This window comes from Actinomadura soli (assembly GCF_005889715.1).
GTDB classification, from domain to species: Bacteria; Actinomycetota; Actinomycetes; order Streptosporangiales; family Streptosporangiaceae; genus Spirillospora; species Spirillospora soli.
The window spans coordinates 1-14,768 of record NZ_VCKW01000210.1 but is presented as its reverse complement, the minus strand read 5'-3'; the positions used below and the strand labels follow the sequence as shown (position 1 = coordinate 14,768).

At 70.7% G+C, this 14,768-nt stretch carries 18 protein-coding genes; 5 read left to right on the top strand and 13 right to left on the bottom strand.

The genetic code is table 11. The features are described from left to right. Positions 1-239: 239 nt before the first annotated feature. From ETD83_RS30910 to ctaC, 3 genes are all read right to left on the bottom strand, one after another. A complete protein-coding gene (locus ETD83_RS30910; protein ID WP_138648743.1) occupies positions 240-650 on the bottom strand; it encodes a cytochrome c oxidase subunit 4 in 411 nt (136 codons plus the stop codon). 3 nt (positions 651-653) lie between these two features. Further along, complete coding sequence (ctaD, locus tag ETD83_RS30905; RefSeq protein ID WP_171064528.1) at positions 654-2,243, bottom strand: aa3-type cytochrome oxidase subunit I; 1,590 nt, start codon at positions 2,241-2,243, stop codon at positions 654-656. A gap of 74 nt (positions 2,244-2,317) precedes the next feature. After that, complete coding sequence (gene ctaC / locus ETD83_RS30900; RefSeq protein ID WP_138648741.1) at positions 2,318-3,109, bottom strand: aa3-type cytochrome oxidase subunit II; 792 nt, start codon at positions 3,107-3,109, stop codon at positions 2,318-2,320. A 163-nt stretch (positions 3,110-3,272) separates the two neighbouring features. Here ctaC and ETD83_RS30895 point away from each other — a divergent pair, with 163 nt between their 5' ends. Together ETD83_RS30895 and ETD83_RS30890 are read left to right on the top strand one after the other, a co-directional pair. Continuing rightward, positions 3,273-4,478, top strand: coding sequence for a cysteine desulfurase family protein (locus tag ETD83_RS30895; RefSeq protein ID WP_138648740.1), 1,206 nt, complete (start codon positions 3,273-3,275; stop codon positions 4,476-4,478). Next, a complete protein-coding gene (locus ETD83_RS30890) occupies positions 4,475-4,786 on the top strand; it encodes a sulfurtransferase TusA family protein (protein ID WP_138648739.1) in 312 nt (103 codons plus the stop codon). Before ETD83_RS30895 ends, ETD83_RS30890 begins: the two co-directional genes overlap by 4 nt. Before the next feature lie 57 nt (positions 4,787-4,843). Here the strand turns inward: ETD83_RS30890 and ETD83_RS30885 are convergent, their stop codons facing one another. Both ETD83_RS30885 and ETD83_RS30880 read right to left on the bottom strand, forming a co-directional pair. After that, positions 4,844-5,830: a carbohydrate kinase family protein gene (locus ETD83_RS30885; RefSeq protein ID WP_138648738.1), complete on the bottom strand. Its 987-nt coding sequence runs from the start codon at positions 5,828-5,830 to the stop codon at positions 4,844-4,846. A gap of 210 nt (positions 5,831-6,040) precedes the next feature. After that, complete coding sequence (locus tag ETD83_RS30880) at positions 6,041-6,403, bottom strand: HesB/IscA family protein (protein WP_131942422.1); 363 nt, start codon at positions 6,401-6,403, stop codon at positions 6,041-6,043. A gap of 239 nt (positions 6,404-6,642) precedes the next feature. On the opposite strand from ETD83_RS30880, the gene nadA reads away from it, so the two are divergent. Then, positions 6,643-7,797: a quinolinate synthase NadA gene (nadA, locus tag ETD83_RS30875; protein WP_138648737.1), complete on the top strand. Its 1,155-nt coding sequence runs from the start codon at positions 6,643-6,645 to the stop codon at positions 7,795-7,797. Positions 7,798-7,804: 7 nt separating this feature from the next. Here the strand turns inward: nadA and pspAB (ETD83_RS30870) are convergent, their stop codons facing one another. The 6 genes from pspAB (ETD83_RS30870) to ETD83_RS30845 form a co-directional block, all read right to left on the bottom strand. Continuing rightward, complete coding sequence (gene pspAB, locus ETD83_RS30870) at positions 7,805-8,428, bottom strand: PspA-associated protein PspAB (protein WP_329602996.1); 624 nt, start codon at positions 8,426-8,428, stop codon at positions 7,805-7,807. Then, a complete protein-coding gene (locus tag ETD83_RS30865) occupies positions 8,412-9,329 on the bottom strand; it encodes a M48 family metalloprotease (protein ID WP_138648736.1) in 918 nt (305 codons plus the stop codon). Before ETD83_RS30865 ends, pspAB (ETD83_RS30870) begins: the two co-directional genes overlap by 17 nt. 69 nt (positions 9,330-9,398) lie before the next feature. Next, on the bottom strand, positions 9,399-9,968 hold the full coding sequence (gene pspAB / locus ETD83_RS30860; RefSeq protein WP_138648735.1) for a PspA-associated protein PspAB: 570 nt from the start codon (positions 9,966-9,968) through the stop codon (positions 9,399-9,401). A gap of 3 nt (positions 9,969-9,971) precedes the next feature. Next, positions 9,972-10,889 (bottom strand): zinc metalloprotease HtpX, encoded by a 918-nt coding sequence (htpX, locus tag ETD83_RS30855; protein WP_138648734.1) that lies wholly within the window; start codon positions 10,887-10,889, stop codon positions 9,972-9,974. 106 nt (positions 10,890-10,995) lie between these two features. Then, positions 10,996-11,274: a PspA-associated protein PspAA gene (gene pspAA, locus ETD83_RS30850; protein ID WP_138648733.1), complete on the bottom strand. Its 279-nt coding sequence runs from the start codon at positions 11,272-11,274 to the stop codon at positions 10,996-10,998. Further along, a complete protein-coding gene (locus ETD83_RS30845; protein WP_171064527.1) occupies positions 11,271-12,077 on the bottom strand; it encodes a PspA/IM30 family protein in 807 nt (268 codons plus the stop codon). The genes pspAA and ETD83_RS30845 overlap by 4 nt, the downstream gene beginning before the upstream one ends. Positions 12,078-12,209: 132 nt before the next feature. Between ETD83_RS30845 and ETD83_RS30840 the strand changes: the two genes are divergently transcribed. After that, on the top strand, positions 12,210-12,785 hold the full coding sequence (locus ETD83_RS30840; protein ID WP_138648732.1) for a DUF3043 domain-containing protein: 576 nt from the start codon (positions 12,210-12,212) through the stop codon (positions 12,783-12,785). Between the two features lie 61 nt (positions 12,786-12,846). Continuing rightward, the gene (locus tag ETD83_RS30835) at positions 12,847-13,848 is read left to right on the top strand and encodes an aldo/keto reductase family protein (RefSeq protein ID WP_138648731.1); all 1,002 of its coding nucleotides are present in this window, start codon (positions 12,847-12,849) and stop codon (positions 13,846-13,848) included. Between the two features lie 57 nt (positions 13,849-13,905). Here ETD83_RS30835 and ETD83_RS30830 read toward each other — a convergent pair whose 3' ends face one another. Further along, positions 13,906-14,103 (bottom strand): hypothetical protein, encoded by a 198-nt coding sequence (locus ETD83_RS30830; RefSeq protein ID WP_138648730.1) that lies wholly within the window; start codon positions 14,101-14,103, stop codon positions 13,906-13,908. Between the two features lie 54 nt (positions 14,104-14,157). Then, a partial coding sequence (locus ETD83_RS30825) for a DsbA family protein (protein ID WP_138648729.1) occupies positions 14,158-14,768 on the bottom strand: 611 nt, incomplete at its 5' end.

The following is a 14,768-nucleotide window of genomic DNA, read 5'->3' as shown; positions in this document are numbered from 1 at the left end:
GCCGCCGCCCGAGCAGGCCGCGGCGCCCGCGACCATGCCGGCGCCGATCAGCACGGCCGCCGTCCGCCGTCCCCGGTCTCCCGGTCCTGAGCCACCCACCCGCATGTGGTCCCCCCGGTCGTCCTACTGGGCGATCGGTCCGCCTCCCCAGCCACGTCGCTGGAACGGCGCCCAGTATGTGAAAGGGCCGGTACCCGCAAAAAAGCGGACACCGGCCCCTCATGGGGTTCTTTTACTGATCAGTGGGCGAAATGACCCCGGTAGTACTCGAAGACCAGACCGATCGTCGACAGCAGCGTCGCGGCGGCGCCGAGGATGACCAGCCACCAGCCGAACACGATGCCGAGCGCGATGGCCGCGGCCGACAGCCCGAGGAACAGCGGCCACCAGCTGTGCGGGCTGAAGAAGCCCAGCTCGCCGGCCGCGTCCGAGATGTTGCCCTCGGGGTCGTCCTCGTACAGCGGGCCGCCGTTTGCGGCCTCCAGCCGCCGGACCGTGAAATGGATGTAGAACCCGATGAGCCCGGCGAGGCCGACCGAGATGCCCAGCGCCGTCGTGCCCGTCCAGTCCTTCGACCAGAGCCAGTACACGATGTCCGTCGCCAAGAAGAACAGCGCGGAGCCGTAGAACATGAACGCCTGGACGCGCATCGGCTACTCCCCCTTCGTCCCGGCCAGCTCGCCCTTGGCGCCCACATGCGGATGGTGCAGGTCGAACGCGGGCCGCTCGGAACGGATCTTCGGAATCGAGTTGAAGTTGTGCCGCGGCGGCGGGCACGAGGTCGCCCACTCCAGCGACGCGCCGTAGCCCCACGGGTCGTCGACCTCGACGCGCTTGCCCCGCTTCCACGTGATGTACACGTTGTAGAAGAACGGCAGCATGGACGCGCCGAGGACGAACGAGAAGATGCTGGAGATCTCGTTCAGGCCCTGGAACTCGTCGGCGTAGTCGGCGTACCGGCGCGGCATGCCCGCGGCGCCCAGCCAGTGCTGGACGAGGAACGTCCCGTGGAAGCCGATGAACAGCAGCCAGAAATGGATCTTGCCGAGGGTGTCGTTGAGCATCTTGCCGGTCCACTTCGGCCACCAGAAGTAGAACCCGGCGAACATCGCGAACACCACGGTGCCGAACACGACGTAGTGGAAGTGCGCCACCACGAAGTAGGAGTCGGACAGCTGGAAGTCCATCGGCGGCGAGGCGAGGATGACGCCCGTGAGGCCGCCGAACAGGAACGTCACGAGGAAGCCGAGCGCCCATAGCATCGGCGACTCGAACGTCAGTTGTCCTCGCCAGATCGTTCCGACCCAGTTGAAGAACTTCACCCCCGTGGGCACGGCGATGAGGAACGACATGAACGAGAAGAACGGCAGCAGCACCTGGCCGGTGACGAACATGTGGTGCGCCCACACCGTGATGGACAGGCCCGTGATGCTGATGGTCGCGAACACCAGCCCGATGTAGCCGAACACGGGCTTGCGGCTGAAGACCGGGAGGATCTCCGTCACGATGCCGAAGAAGGGCAACGCGATGATATAGACCTCCGGATGCCCGAAGAACCAGAACAGGTGCTGCCAGAGCAGCGCGCCGCCGTGCGAGGCGTCGAAGATGTGCGCGCCGAGCTTGCGGTCGGCCTCCAGCGCCAGCAGCGCCGCGGCGAGGACCGGGAACGCGATCAGCACCAGGATGGACGTCAGCAGGACGTTCCACGTGAAGATCGGCATCCGGAACATCGTCATGCCGGGCGCGCGCATGCACAGGATCGTGGTGACGAAGTTGACGGCGCCCATGATGGTGCCGAACCCGGACATCGCCAGGCCCATCACCCACATGTCGCCGCCGATGCCGGGCGAGCGCACCGCGTCCGACAGCGGGGCGTAGGCGAACCAGCCGAAGCTGGCCGCGCCGCCCGGGGTCAGGAAGCCCGCGATGACGATGAGGCTGCCGAACAGGAACAGCCAGTACGCCAGCATGTTCATCCGCGGGAACGCCACGTCGGGCGCGCCGATCTGCAGCGGCATGATGACGTTGGTGAAGCCCGCGAACAGCGGCGTCGCGAACATCAGCAGCATGATCGTGCCGTGCATCGTGAACAGCTGGTTGAACTGCTCGTTGCTGACGACCTGCATGCCCGGCTCGAACAGCTCGGCGCGCATCACCAGCGCGAGGACGCCGCCGAACAGGAACATGAAGAACGACGTGATCAGGTAGAGGTAGCCGATCACCTTGTGGTCCGTGGACGACATCCAGGACGCGAGGATGCGGCCCTTGGTCGTCCGCGGGACGGCGGGCGTCACGGTGGGCGCGTGACTGGTCGCGGTCACTTGGCACCCCCCGCGGCCAGCGCGGCCTTGGAGTCGGCGATGTACTTGGCGTACTCCTGCGGCGTCACGACCTTGAGCTGGAACAGCATCCGGCTGTGGTCGACACCGCAGAGCTCGGCGCAGCGGCCCTCGTACACGCCGGTCTTGTTCGCCGTGAACTCGAACTCGTTGTCGTAGCCGGGCATGACGTCCTTCTTGTAGATCAGCGCCGGGACCCAGAACGAGTGGATGACGTCGTTGGAGTGCAGGCGGACACGAATCTTCTGGCCCGTGGGGATCGTCATCACCGGCTTGGCGGGCGCGGGCCCGTTCGGCGCGACGGGCTGGCCGACGACGGAGGCGACCGTCTTCTCCTTGCCCGTGGCGTCCTTCTCCTTGTAGTCGAACTGCCAGCTCCACTGGAACCCGGTCACGTCGACGACCACCGCGGGATTGGCGGTGGTCTTCTCGACGTAGTTCTCGTCCCGGGCGGTGAAGTAGAACAGGACCGCGATGATGACGAACGGGACCGCCGTGTAGAGGATCTCGATCGGCATGTTGTAGCGGACCTGCGGCGGCAGGTCGTCGGAGCGCTTGCGGTGGAACAGCACCGCCCAGATGATCAGGCCCCAGACAACGGCCCCGACCGCGAACGCCGCGATCCAGGAGCCCTGCCACAGGTGCAGCATGCGCTCGCCTTGCTCGCTGATCGGCTCGGGCATGCCCAGGCGGCTGCCGCTGCACGCGGTGGCTGACAGCGCCAGCAGACCCAGCGCGCCGGCGCTTTTCAATGCGCGGCGACTGCGCACAGGCGTACGCCGCTCCCTAGAGCGGGTCGGACTCACGGAATGCCTTCCCCACGGATGAAAGCCCGGTCGGCCGGGCGGAGAGATCAGTTGTCACATGTGCGTTGGACACACTAGCGCGAGGGTCGCGCGAACCCCCGATCGGGTGCCGGGTTAGTGTTTGCGCGTGGCCGAACCGAGCACGCCGGGCGCCGCCGGCCCCGTTTCCGCCGAAGCGGCCTACTTCGACGCGGCGTCCGCCGAGCCGCCGCACCCCGCGGCCCGGCCGGCCCTCCTTGAGGCTCTTGACGCCGGATGGGCCGATCCGGCCCGGCTGTACGGGACGGCGCGCGGCGCCCGCAGGCTCCTCGACCGGGCCCGCGCACGGGTGGCCGGCGTCCTCGGCGCCCGCGCGGACGAGCTGTCGTTCACGTCGTCGGGCACGCAGGCGGTTCACCTGGCCGTCCTCGGCGGGCTGCGGGCCCGCCAGAGGGTCGGGCGGCACCTGGTGGTGAGCGCGGTGGAGCACTCCAGCGTGCTGCACGCCGCCGAGGCCCATGAGCGCGACGGCGGCGAGGTGACCGTCGTCGGCGTCGACCGCACGGGCCGCGTCGACCCTGGCGCGTTCGCCGCGGCGCTGCGCCCGGACACCGCGCTCGCATGCCTGCAGTCGGCCAATCACGAGGTCGGGACCGTCCAGCCCGTCGCCGAGGCCGCGGAGGCGTGCCGCGCCGCCCGCGTCCCCCTGCTCGTCGACGCGGCGCAGTCCCTCGGGCGGATGGACGTCCCCGGCGGCTGGTCCTTCCTCGCCGGCAGCGCCCACAAGTGGGGCGGGCCCGCGGGGGTCGGGGTGTTCGCCGTGCGCAAGGGCACCCGCTGGCGGTCCCCGCTGCCGGACGACGAGCGGGAGCAGCGCCGCGTGCCGGGGTTCGAGAACGTCCCGGGCATCGTGGCGGCGGCCGCGGCCCTGGAGGCGTTCCGCGCGGACATGGCGGCGGACGCGGCGCGCGTCTCGTCCCTCGTGGACCGCATCCGCGCGGAGGTGCCGCGGGCCGTCCCCGACGTCGAGGTCGTCGGCGACCCCGTCCGGCGGCTGCCGCACCTGGTGACGTTCTCGTGCCTGTACGTGGAGGGCGAGGCGCTGCTGACCGAACTCGACAGGCTGGGTTTCGCCGTTTCCTCCGGAAGTTCGTGCACGGCGGATACGCTGCGTCCCAGTCATGTGCTGGAGGCGATGGGCGTGATTACCCACGGGAACGTGCGGGTATCGCTGCCGCGTGGCGTCCGTTCGGCGGACGTCGACCGGTTCCTGAGCGTGCTGCCCGGCGCCGTCGACCGCCTCCGCCGGACGGCGCTGGACCACGTCGAGACAGGGAGGCGGTCGCGCCCATGAGGTTCCGAGGCCGCGCCAAGAACGGGGCGCCCCCCGCCGGCGCCGCGCCGCCCCCCGCCGCCGAGCCGGCCGCGCCGCCGCCCGTCCTCGTCATCGACGCGCTCGGCCGCAAGTGCCCGATCCCGATCATCATGCTGGCCGAGCGGATCCGCGAGGTCCCGGTCGGCCAGATCGTCGCCGTCCTCGCCGACGACGCCGCCGCCCGCACCGACGTCCCCGCCTGGTGCCGCATGAAGTCGCAGGACTTCGTCTGGGAGGAGACGCTCCAGCAGGGCGGCTGGGGCTTCCACATCCGCCGCACGTACTGAGCGACGCACGCGAAAAGGGCCGCGCCGGGATGGCGCGGCCCTTCCGCGTTGCGCTCGTTACGGGTTCGGGCAGGTGAGGTGGGGCGCGACGTCCGCGGCGGCGTCGGAGCCGTAGGCGGCGGCGAAGCGGCCGAGGAACGCCTCGCGGGCCAGGGTGTACTCCTGCGGCCCGGCGGATTCGAGGGCGTGCGCGGCGATGGTGTGGCCGACCTGCGCGGCGCGTTCGAGCGGGAGCTCCCAGGCGAGCGCCGACAGGAAGCCGGCGCGGAACGCGTCGCCGACGCCGGTCGGGTCGACGACCTTCTCCACGGGGACGGCGGGCACGTGCAGGCCCTCCACGCCCTTGCGGTCGATGACGACGCCCTTCGCGCCGAGCGTGGTGATCCGGATGCCGACGCGGTCCAGGATCTCCTCGCCGGACCAGCCGGTCTTCTCCTCCGCGAGCGCCTTCTCGTACTCGTTGCTGAACAGGTAGGCGGCGCCGTCGATGAGGCGGCGGACGTCGGGGCCGTCCATGCGGGCGAGCTGCTGGGACGGGTCGGCGGCGAACGGGATGCCGCGGGTGCGGCACTCCTCGGTGTGGCGCAGCATCGCCTCGGGGTCGTTCGGGCTGACGATGACGAGGTCGAGGCCGCCGACGCGGTCGGCGACGGGCTGCAGCTCGATGGAGCGGGCCTCGCTCATCGCGCCGGCGTAGAACGTCGCGATCTGGTTCTGGTCCTGGTCGGTGGTGCACAGGAACCGGGCGGTGTGGTGCAGGTCGGACACGTGCACGGACGCGGTGTCGACCGCGTGCCGTTCGAGCCAGGAGCGGTAGTCGGCGAAGTCGTCGCCGACGGAACCGACGAGGATCGACTCCTTGCCGAGGTTGCCCATGCCGAAGCAGATGTTGGCGCCGATGCCGCCGCGGCGGATGTCCAGCTCGTCCACCAGGAAGGACAGCGACACCCGGTCCAGCTGGTCGGGCAGGAACTGGTCGGTGAATCTCCCTGGGAAGGTCATCAGGTGGTCGGTCGCAATGGAGCCAGTCACGGCGATGCGCACGGCGTCGCTCTCCTCGTGGTGGTCGTCCGGCTGTTCACCGGCTGTTTCGGACCCGGAAAGAGTACTTTCCCATCGCACCATAGGTTGACGCTGGAGCGCAGCCCGAGAGATGGCCGAGCCGACGCGAAAGGGCGGGCCGGGCGCATGCCCGGCCCGCCCTCGACGCTCGTTCGGCGACGCTCGTCCGCGGCGCTCGTCCGGCGGGTTCGCTCAGTTGAAGGAGTCGCCGCAGGCGCAGGAGCCGGACGCGTTGGGGTTGTCGATCGTGAACCCCTGCTTCTCGATCGAGTCGACGAAGTCGATGGTGGCGCCGGTGAGGTAGGGGGCGCTCATCCGGTCGACGCGCACGGCCAGGCCGTCGAAGTCCTGGATCTGGTCGCCGTCCATCTCGCGCTCGTCGAAGAAGAGCTGGTAGATCAGGCCGGAGCAGCCGCCCGGCTGCACGGCGACACGCAGCGCAAGGTCGTCACGGCCCTCCTGCTCGAGCAGGCCCTTGGCCTTCTCGGCGGCGGCGTCGGTGAGGACGACGCCCTGCTGCGTGGTCTCCTGCGTGGTCTCGCCTGAAACCGTCATATGTTCAGCTCCCGGATCTCGCTGCGCCGCGCGCGGCGGCGGACTGTCGCTTGTCCTCCAGGACGTCTTACGCCCCTTCCCGTAGGACAACGTACCTCGCCATAGGCCCATTCCGCTTCCCGGCCATGTCTAACTCCCGGGCACGGTGCGTTCTACGTCACATCATCGCCGGGCCGCGGATGTGCCATCATTAGTCGTCAAAGCGACGATAAGCCCCCGTCGCCGAAGGGAGACACGCCGTGACCACCCCAGTGCGCGACCTTCCGCTGCTCCTGCTCGGCAGCGCCGCCGACCCCGCCAGCGAGCGCGGCGTGGACTGTCCCGGCGAGCTGCCGCCGGCCTCCGACCCCGCGCTCGTCGAGCGCGCCCGCGCCGCCAAGGCCGCCCTGGGCGAACGGGTGTTCGTACTGGGCCACCACTACCAGCGGGACGAGGTCATCCAGTTCGCGGACGTCACCGGCGACTCGTTCAAGCTGGCGCAGCAGGCGGCGGCCCGTCCCGAGGCGCCGTACATCGTGTTCTGCGGGGTCCATTTCATGGCGGAGTCGGCCGACATCCTGACCGCCGGGCACCAGCGGGTGATCCTGCCCGACCTCGGCGCGGGCTGCTCGATGGCCGACATGGCGACGTTCGACCAGGTCGAGGAGTGCTGGGACGTCCTGGAGGACGCGGGCGTCGCGGACGACGTGGTCCCGGTCACGTACATGAACTCCTCCGCCGACATCAAGGGCTTCGTCGGACGGCACGGCGGCGTGGTGTGCACCTCGTCCAACGCCAGGCGCGCCCTGGACTGGGCCTACGGGAAGGGCAAGAAGGTCCTGTTCCTGCCCGACCAGCACCTCGGGCGCAACACCGCCGTCCTGGAGATGGGCCTCTCCCTGGACGACTGCGTCGTCTACAGCCCGCACCGCCGCGAGGGCGGCCTCACGCAGGGGCAGCTCCGGGACGCCAAGATGATCCTCTGGCGCGGCCACTGCTCCGTGCACGGACGGTTCACCAAGGAGTCGGTGGACGACGTCCGGGCGCGCGTTCCCGGCGTGAACGTCCTCGTCCACCCGGAGTGCCAGCACGAGGTCGTCACGGCCGCCGACCAGGTCGGCTCGACCGAGTACATCATCAAGACCATCGAAGCCGCGGAGCCCGGCTCGTCCTGGGCGGTGGGCACGGAGCTGAACCTCGTCCGGCGGCTCGCGAACGCCCACCCGGACAAGAACGTCATGTTCCTCGACAAGGCCGTCTGCTACTGCTCGACGATGAACCGGATCGACCTGCCCCACCTGGTGCTGTCGCTGGAGTCGCTGGCGGCCGGGCGGGTCGAGAACGTCATCGAGGTGGACGAGGAGACCGCGCACCACGCCCGCGCCGCCCTCGACCAGATGCTCGCCCTCCCCTGAGCAGCGGCTATGCCAGGCCGGGGACGTCCCAGACGGGGAACCACCGGCCGGTGTCGGGCTCGATGTCCAGTTCCCCGGCGAGGGCGTCGCGGGCGTTCGTCTCGACCGTGTTGTTTCGGCGGCGCTCCGCTGCCGCGACGTCGGGCGGGCGGGGCGCGAACGGGTAGAACGTCCCGCGGCCGGGCGAATGGACCAGGAAGAGCCGCTGGGGGCCGTCGTCGCGGCGGAAGGAGACGGCCGAGCACAGCAGGTAGGGCCCGTATCCGGCGGCGGTCAACGTCGAGTTGACCATGTGCAGGTCGGCGACGAGCCGGTCGAACGCGTCCGGCGGCCGGGTGACGTGCGCCCATCCCCAGCCGTAGGGGCCCGCGCTCAGCCCGGTCTCGCGGCCTCCGCCGGTGGTCAGGAGGCGGGTGAGGTCCCGCTGCGCGCTGCCGAACGCGCCGAACGGGCCGCCCTCGACGAGGCGGTGGCAGACGGCGCCGGAGCCGGTCGGGGCGAACCCGGTCGCGGCCTCCAGCGCGCCCGCGGCGGCGGGCAGCGCGAACAGCCGGTCGAGGTCGGGCAGGCCGGGCGGCGCGGGACGGCCGAGCAGCCCGTCCAGGACGCCCATGTCAGCCGCCGCTCTCAAGCCGCCAGGACAGGGCCGACAGCCGCTCCGTGCGCCGCTCCAGCGTCGGGTGGCTGGACAGCAGCGCCGCCACGCCCCCGCCGCGCACCGCGACCACGCACAGGCCGCTCACCGGCCGCAGCGCCCGCAGATCGTCGCGGGAGGCGTCCCGGATCACGTCGGTGACCTTACCGAGGGCGGACGCCAGGTCGCCGGGACGGCCCGTCAGCACCGCGCCGGTGGAGTCGGCGCACAGCTCCCGGTGCCGGGACAGGGCGAGCCCGACGAGGGTGCCCGCGGCGTACAGCACCGCCGCCGCGACGCCGAGCGGCAGCAGGACGACCCCGGCCAGCAGGGCGGCGGCACGTCCGGCGCCGTATCTGCCGCGGCCGGTGATCAGGCCCGTCCACCAGCCGAGGAACAGCCCGGCGCACAGGCCGGGGAACGACGCGATCGCGGTGACGAGCACGTCCCGGTTGGCGACGTGCGCGATCTCGTGGGCCAGGACGGCGGCGAGCTCGGCCGGGTCGAGCCGGGCGCGCAGCCCGTCGGTGACGCACACCACCGCCGAGCCCGGGCCCGACCCGGCGGCGAAGGCGTTCGGCATGTCCAGCGCGGACACGGCGAGGCGCGGCTTCGGCAGGCCGGACGACATGCACAGCCGGTCGACGACGGCGTGCAGCTCGGGCTCCTCGTCGGAGGCGACCAGGCGGGCGTCCATCGCGTAGAGGGCCAGCCGGTCGGCGGCGCGGGCCGAGAGCACCGCGACGGCGACCGCGGCGGCCGCGGCCGCCGCGCCCCACACCGGACCGGCGAGGAACGCGGGCAGCACGGCCGCCGCGTACACGAGCGCGACCAGGACCGTCGTGGCGAGCATCCGCCAGGTCAGCCCGGAGTCGGGAGCGTCACGGGAGGGCGCCATGTCCTGACATTACGCCGATCTTGGACGGTTGTTCAGCGTCCGATGACACACAGCCTGGTCACGGGCCGGTCACAGGCCGGGGGCGCCCCAGACGGGGAACCAGCGGCCGAGGTCGTCCTCGAAGGGGAGGTCGGCGCCGACCGCGCCGCGCACCTGCAGCTCCAGCGCGTTGTCGCGCTTGTCGCCGGGCAGCGGGGCGAAGGGGTAGAACGTGCCGCTCTTGTAGCGGTAGACGAGCGCGAGGCGCTGCCCGTCAGGGCCGCGGAAGCCGGCCAGCGAGCAGAGCAGGTGCGGGCCGAACCCGCCGGACTCCAGCGTCGCGTTCACGGCGTGCAGGTCGGTGACGAGGTCGGGCAGCTCGTCCGGACGGTGCGAGGTGAGCAGCCACGTGTAGCCGTAGGTGTCGGTGCTGATCTCGACCTTGGGGCCCTCGTCGGCGTCCAGCAGCTCCTGGACGTCGCGCTGCAGCCGCGCGAACGCCCCGCCCTCCGCCGCGCGGAAGCACACCGAGCCGAGCCCGGTCGGGACGAACCCCGTCGCGGCCTCCAGCGTGACGGCGGCCGTCGAGAGCGCGAAGAGGCGGTCGAGGTCGGGCTTGGCGGGCTTGGAGCGGCCGAGGAGCGTGTCCAGGAAGCCCACGGATCAGACTCCCCTGCTGAGCTGTTCGGAGATCTTCGAGAGCTGGGCGAGCCGCTTGTCGAGCGTCGGGTGGGTGGAGAACAGCGAGGAGACGCTGAAGCCCTTGCCGAGCGCCGGGGTGAAGAAGAACGCGTTGAACGCCTGCGCGGACCGCAGGTCGCTCGTCGGGATCCGCGCGATCTCCCCGTTGACCTTCGTCAGCGCGCTGGCCAGCGCGGACGGGCGGCCGGTCAGCAGCGCGGCGGCGCGGTCGGCGGACAGCTCCCGGTAGCGCGACAGCGCCCGGGTGAGCATGAAGCTGACCGCGTAGGCCAGGGCGCTCGCGGCGACCACGGCGAGCAGGATGAGCCCGGTGTTCTGGTCGTTGCTGCGGCGGCTGAACCCGCCGAACAGGCCGACCTGGAGGCCGACCCGGGTGATCAGCCCCGCGCAGATGCCGAGGAACGACGCGATCGTCATGACCGCGACGTCCTTGTGCGCGACGTGCGCCATCTCGTGGGCGAGGACGCCCTCCAGCTCGACGGGGTCGAGCCGGCGCAGCAGGCCGGTGGTGACGCAGACGACGGCCCTCTTCTGGTTCCGCCCGGTGGCGAACGCGTTCGGCACGTCGGTGTCGGCGATCGCGACCTTCGGCTTCGGGGCGTCCGACATCGCGCAGATCCGGTCGACGACGCCGTGCAGCTCGGGCGCCTCCTCCGGGGTGACGACGCGTCCGTGCATGGCGAACAGGGTCATCTTGTCGGAGAAGAAGTACTGGGCGAGCAGGAAGACCGCCGCCACGGCGAGCGCGATGAACGCCCACTGGGGCACGAACACGAAGAACGCCCCCACGGCGACGACGTAGACCAGCCCCAGCAGGAACATCGTCACGAGCATCCGCGAGGTGAGCCCCCGATCGGAGGCGTATCGCGTTCTGGCCATGCGGCCACCCCCTGTGCTTCCCGGTGCGGTGTTCAGTGGTGACAACGCGCGGGACCCCGATTTTGTGCCTGGCTGTCCAATTCGGCGGGCGGCCGGCGCGCACCCGTCAGTCGGGGATCAGCCCTTCGTCCCCCAGCATCGAGCGCACCTCGTCGATGTGCGCGTCGGCGGGCGGCAGGATCAGCTCGGAGGGCGCGAGGCTGTCCGGCGGAAGCGGCTTGCCCACCTTGCGGACGTTCTCCAGCAGCGCGTGCAGCGCCTCGCGGAAGGTCGTCTCGTCACCCGACTCGATCGCCGACTCCAGCTCGTCGTCGAGCGCGTTGAGAGCGGACAGGTCTTCCGCGGCCACGTCCAGCTGGCCCTCGCCCATCAGGCGGACGATCACTGGGCACCCCCGGGCTTCTGCTGCCAGTTCGCCTGCTGGGGGGCGTCCTGCTGCTGCTGCGGCTGCGCGGTCGGCGTGCCCTGGTTCAGCTCCTTCGGCGCGGGGGCCTGCCCGAGCTCGGCCTTGAGCTGCTCCAGCTCGAGGTCGACGCCGGGGCCGGAGCCCATCCGGTCGAGCTCGGCCTGGATGTCGTCCTTGGGACCGGAGAAGTCCTCCAGGGCGCCGGACGCCAGCAGCTCGTCGATCGCGCCGGCGCGGGCCTTCATGGTGTCGGTCTTCTCCTCGGCGCGCTGGATCGCGAGGCCGACGTCGCCCATCTCCTCGGAGATGCCGGAGAACGCCTCGTTGATCTTCGTCTGCGCCTCGGCGGCGGTGTAGGTCGCCTTGATCGTCTCCTTGCGGGTGCGGAAGGAGTCGACCTTGGCCTGCAACCGCTGGGAGGCGAGCGTCAGCTTCTCCTCCTCGCCCTGCAGCTGCTGGTACTGGCCGCGCAGGTCGTTCAGCTGGCTCTCAAGACCGGCGCGGCGGGTCAGCGCTTCGCGGGCGAGATCCTCCCGGCCGACCTGCAACGCCTTCTTGCCCTGGTCGGTCAGCTTGGTCTGCTGCTGCTCGAGCTGGTTGATCTGCAATTCGAGACGCTTGCGCGAAGTGGCGACGTCGGCGACCCCCCGACGGACCTTCTGCAGCATCTCCAGCTGTCGCTGGTAGGAGTAATCGAGGGTCTCGCGGGGATCCTCCATGCGGTCCAGGGCCCTGTTCGCCTTGGACTTGAAGATCATCGACATTCGCTTCATCACGCTCATCGCGCGGCGCCGGTCCCTTCGTGCTGTCGCCTCAGTCGTGAACTGGGCTCAATGACCACTGCTGGGGTTCTTATCACCCTACGCGTTAACGCGCGAGGCAGCCACGATGTTCGCAGCCGGTAGTCTGATCCCGTGTTCAAGCGTCGTACCCCGGAGGCCCCGGCGAATCCTCCTGAGGTAGTAAAGCCGGGAGGCAAGGGCCGTCCCACGCCCAAGCGCAAGGAAGCCGAAAAGCGCAACCGCCAGCCGATCACCGCGCCGTCCTCCCGCAAGGAGGCGTACCGGAAGGTCAGGGAGCGGCAGGCGTCCGATCGCGTCAAGGCACGCCAGGGCATGGCGAAGGGTGACGAGAAGCACCTGCTCAAGCGGGACAAGGGTCCCGTCCGCAGGCTCGCCCGCAACTACGTCGACTCCCGCCGCACGGTCGGCTCGTACCTCATGTACGCCATGTTCGCGATCGTGCTGCTGAGCATGCTCCCGATCCCGGTGGCCCGGCTGCTGGTGCTGTTCGCGCCGCCGCTGCTGCTGGTCGTCGTGTTCGCCGAGGGCCTGCTGCTGAGCCGCGGCATCAGGCGGCTGGCCGCCGAGCGGTACCCGGACGAGGACGTGAAGGGCGTCGGCCTGTACGCGGCGATGCGCGCCATGCAGATCCGCCGGCTCCGCGTGCCGAACCCCCAGGTCCGGGTCGGCGAGAAAGAGAAGATCTGACCCGGTCGGAGAGGCCGTCCGCCGTGAGGGTCCCGGTTCGCGGCGGACTAGGGTCGTGGGCATGGAGTTCCGATACCTGGGCCGGAGCGGCCTGAAGGTCAGCGAGATCGCTTACGGCAACTGGCTCACCCACGGCTCCCAGGTCGAGGAGGACGCGGCCCGCGCGTGCGTGCGCGCCGCCCTCGACGAGGGGATCACCACCTTCGACACCGCGGACGTCTACGCGGGCACGCGCGCGGAGGAGGTGCTCGGCCGCGCGCTCAAGGGGCAGCGCCGCGAGGGGCTGGAGATCTTCACCAAGGTCTTCTGGCCGACCGGACCCGGCATGAACGACCGGGGCCTGTCCCGCAAGCACATCGTCGAGTCGATCAACGGTTCCCTCCGCCGCCTGGAGACCGACTACATCGACCTGTACCAGGCCCACCGGTTCGACCACGAGACGCCGCTCGAGGAGACGATGCGGGCGTTCGACGACCTCGTCCGGCAGGGCAAGGTCCTCTACGTCGGCGTGTCGGAGTGGCGGGCGGAGCAGATCGAGCAGGCCCTCAGGATCGCCGACGAGATGGGTTTCGACCGGATCATCTCCAACCAGCCGCAGTACTCGATGCTGTGGCGGGTCATCGAGGGCGAGATCGTCCCGCTGTGCGAGCGCGAGGGCGTCGGCCAGATCGTCTGGTCGCCGATCGGGCAGGGCGTGCTGACCGGCAAGTACAAGCCGGGGCGGCCGCTGCCCGCCGGGTCGCGCGCCACCGACGACAAGGGCGGCGCCGACATGATCAAGCGCTACATGAGCGATGACCTGCTGGCCCGCGTGCAGGAGCTGAGGCCGATCGCCGACGACCTCGGCCTGTCGATGGCGCAGCTCGCGATCGCCTGGACGCTGCAGAACCCGAACGTGGCGTCGGCGATCGTGGGCGCGTCCCGTCCGGAGCAGGTCGCCGACAACGCGCGGGCGGCGGGCGTGAAGCTGGACGACGGCGTGCTGAAGCGGATCGACGACGTCCTCGACCCGGTCGTCATCCGCGACCCCGCCAAGACCGGAAGCCCGCCCCGGCGGCCCTAACGGCTGGATGGAAGGGCCGCGGGGCGCCCGGCTCCGCGGCCCTTTCCCGTCTCCTCGTCACTCGGGTTCGAGCAGGCTCATCTCGTACACGACCGACTCGCCGTCCAGCAGGGTCACCGTGTCGACCTCGTCGGAGCGCAGTCCCCGCCAGTTCTCGCCCAGCCAGCTCTCCGCGTCCGCCTGGGTGGAGAAGGTCTCCTCCGACATGCCGACCATGCGCCCGTCCGCCTTCTCCAGCCGCCAGCTCCACGCCATCGTCTCCGACCTCCCTCGTCGCGGTGAGACTAGTCGCTCCGGCACGCGTTCCCGTCAGGACGCGGCCTCGATGGCGCGGCGCAGCGCGTCCGGGCTGTCGGTGTCCGACTTGTCGAGGGTGCGGCCGTTCACCCGCACGCTGGGCGTGCTCTGCACACCGGACGAGATGAGGCCCTGGCTGACGGTCCTCACGCTCTCGGCGTAACGCTGGTTCCGGACGCAGGAGGTGAACCCGTCCCCGGTGAGCCCGAGGCTCCCGGCGTAGGAGATCAGCTCCGCCGTCGCGTAGCCCTCGGTGGAGAGTGTCGCGGGCTGGTGGGAGTAGAGGGCGTCCTGGTAGGACAGCCAGCGCGCGCCGTCGCCGACGCAGCGCAGCGCCGCCGCGGCCCGGACCGCGTTGCCGTGCGCCGGCTGGACGCTCGTGCTGAAGATCACCATCGGGTGGAAGACGACCTTGGCGCGTCCGGAGACGGCCAGCTCCTTGAGCATCGGGTCGTGCATGCGGTCGAACGTGCCGCAGTGCGGGCAGGCGAAGTCCTCGTAGACGTCGACCACGGGGGCTGTGACGCCGGGACGGGCCATGGCGAGGCTGCCGTCGGCGAGCGGCGTGGCCTCCGCGCCTCCGGCGATCTGCCCCACCTTCAGCTGGACGTCGTCGCCTCCCC

What these genes read in the sequence shown, in the direction of transcription:
- ETD83_RS30910 (WP_138648743.1), bottom strand. Translation starts at nt 650, where the DNA reads ATGCGCGTCCAGGCGTTCATGTTCTACGGCTCCGCGCTGTTCTTCTTG.
- ctaD (WP_171064528.1), bottom strand. Translation starts at nt 2,243, where the DNA reads ATGTCGTCCACGGACCACAAGGTGATCGGCTACCTCTACCTGATCACG.
- ETD83_RS30890 (WP_138648739.1), top strand. Translation starts at nt 4,475, where the DNA reads ATGAGGTTCCGAGGCCGCGCCAAGAACGGGGCGCCCCCCGCCGGCGCC.
- ETD83_RS30880 (WP_131942422.1), bottom strand. Translation starts at nt 6,403, where the DNA reads ATGACGGTTTCAGGCGAGACCACGCAGGAGACCACGCAGCAGGGCGTC.
- ETD83_RS30865 (WP_138648736.1), bottom strand. Translation starts at nt 9,329, where the DNA reads ATGGCGCCCTCCCGTGACGCTCCCGACTCCGGGCTGACCTGGCGGATG.
- htpX (WP_138648734.1), bottom strand. Translation starts at nt 10,889, where the DNA reads ATGGCCAGAACGCGATACGCCTCCGATCGGGGGCTCACCTCGCGGATG.
- ETD83_RS30845 (WP_171064527.1), bottom strand. Translation starts at nt 12,077, where the DNA reads ATGAGCGTGATGAAGCGAATGTCGATGATCTTCAAGTCCAAGGCGAAC.
- ETD83_RS30835 (WP_138648731.1), top strand. Translation starts at nt 12,847, where the DNA reads ATGGAGTTCCGATACCTGGGCCGGAGCGGCCTGAAGGTCAGCGAGATC.
- ETD83_RS30830 (WP_138648730.1), bottom strand. Translation starts at nt 14,103, where the DNA reads ATGGCGTGGAGCTGGCGGCTGGAGAAGGCGGACGGGCGCATGGTCGGC.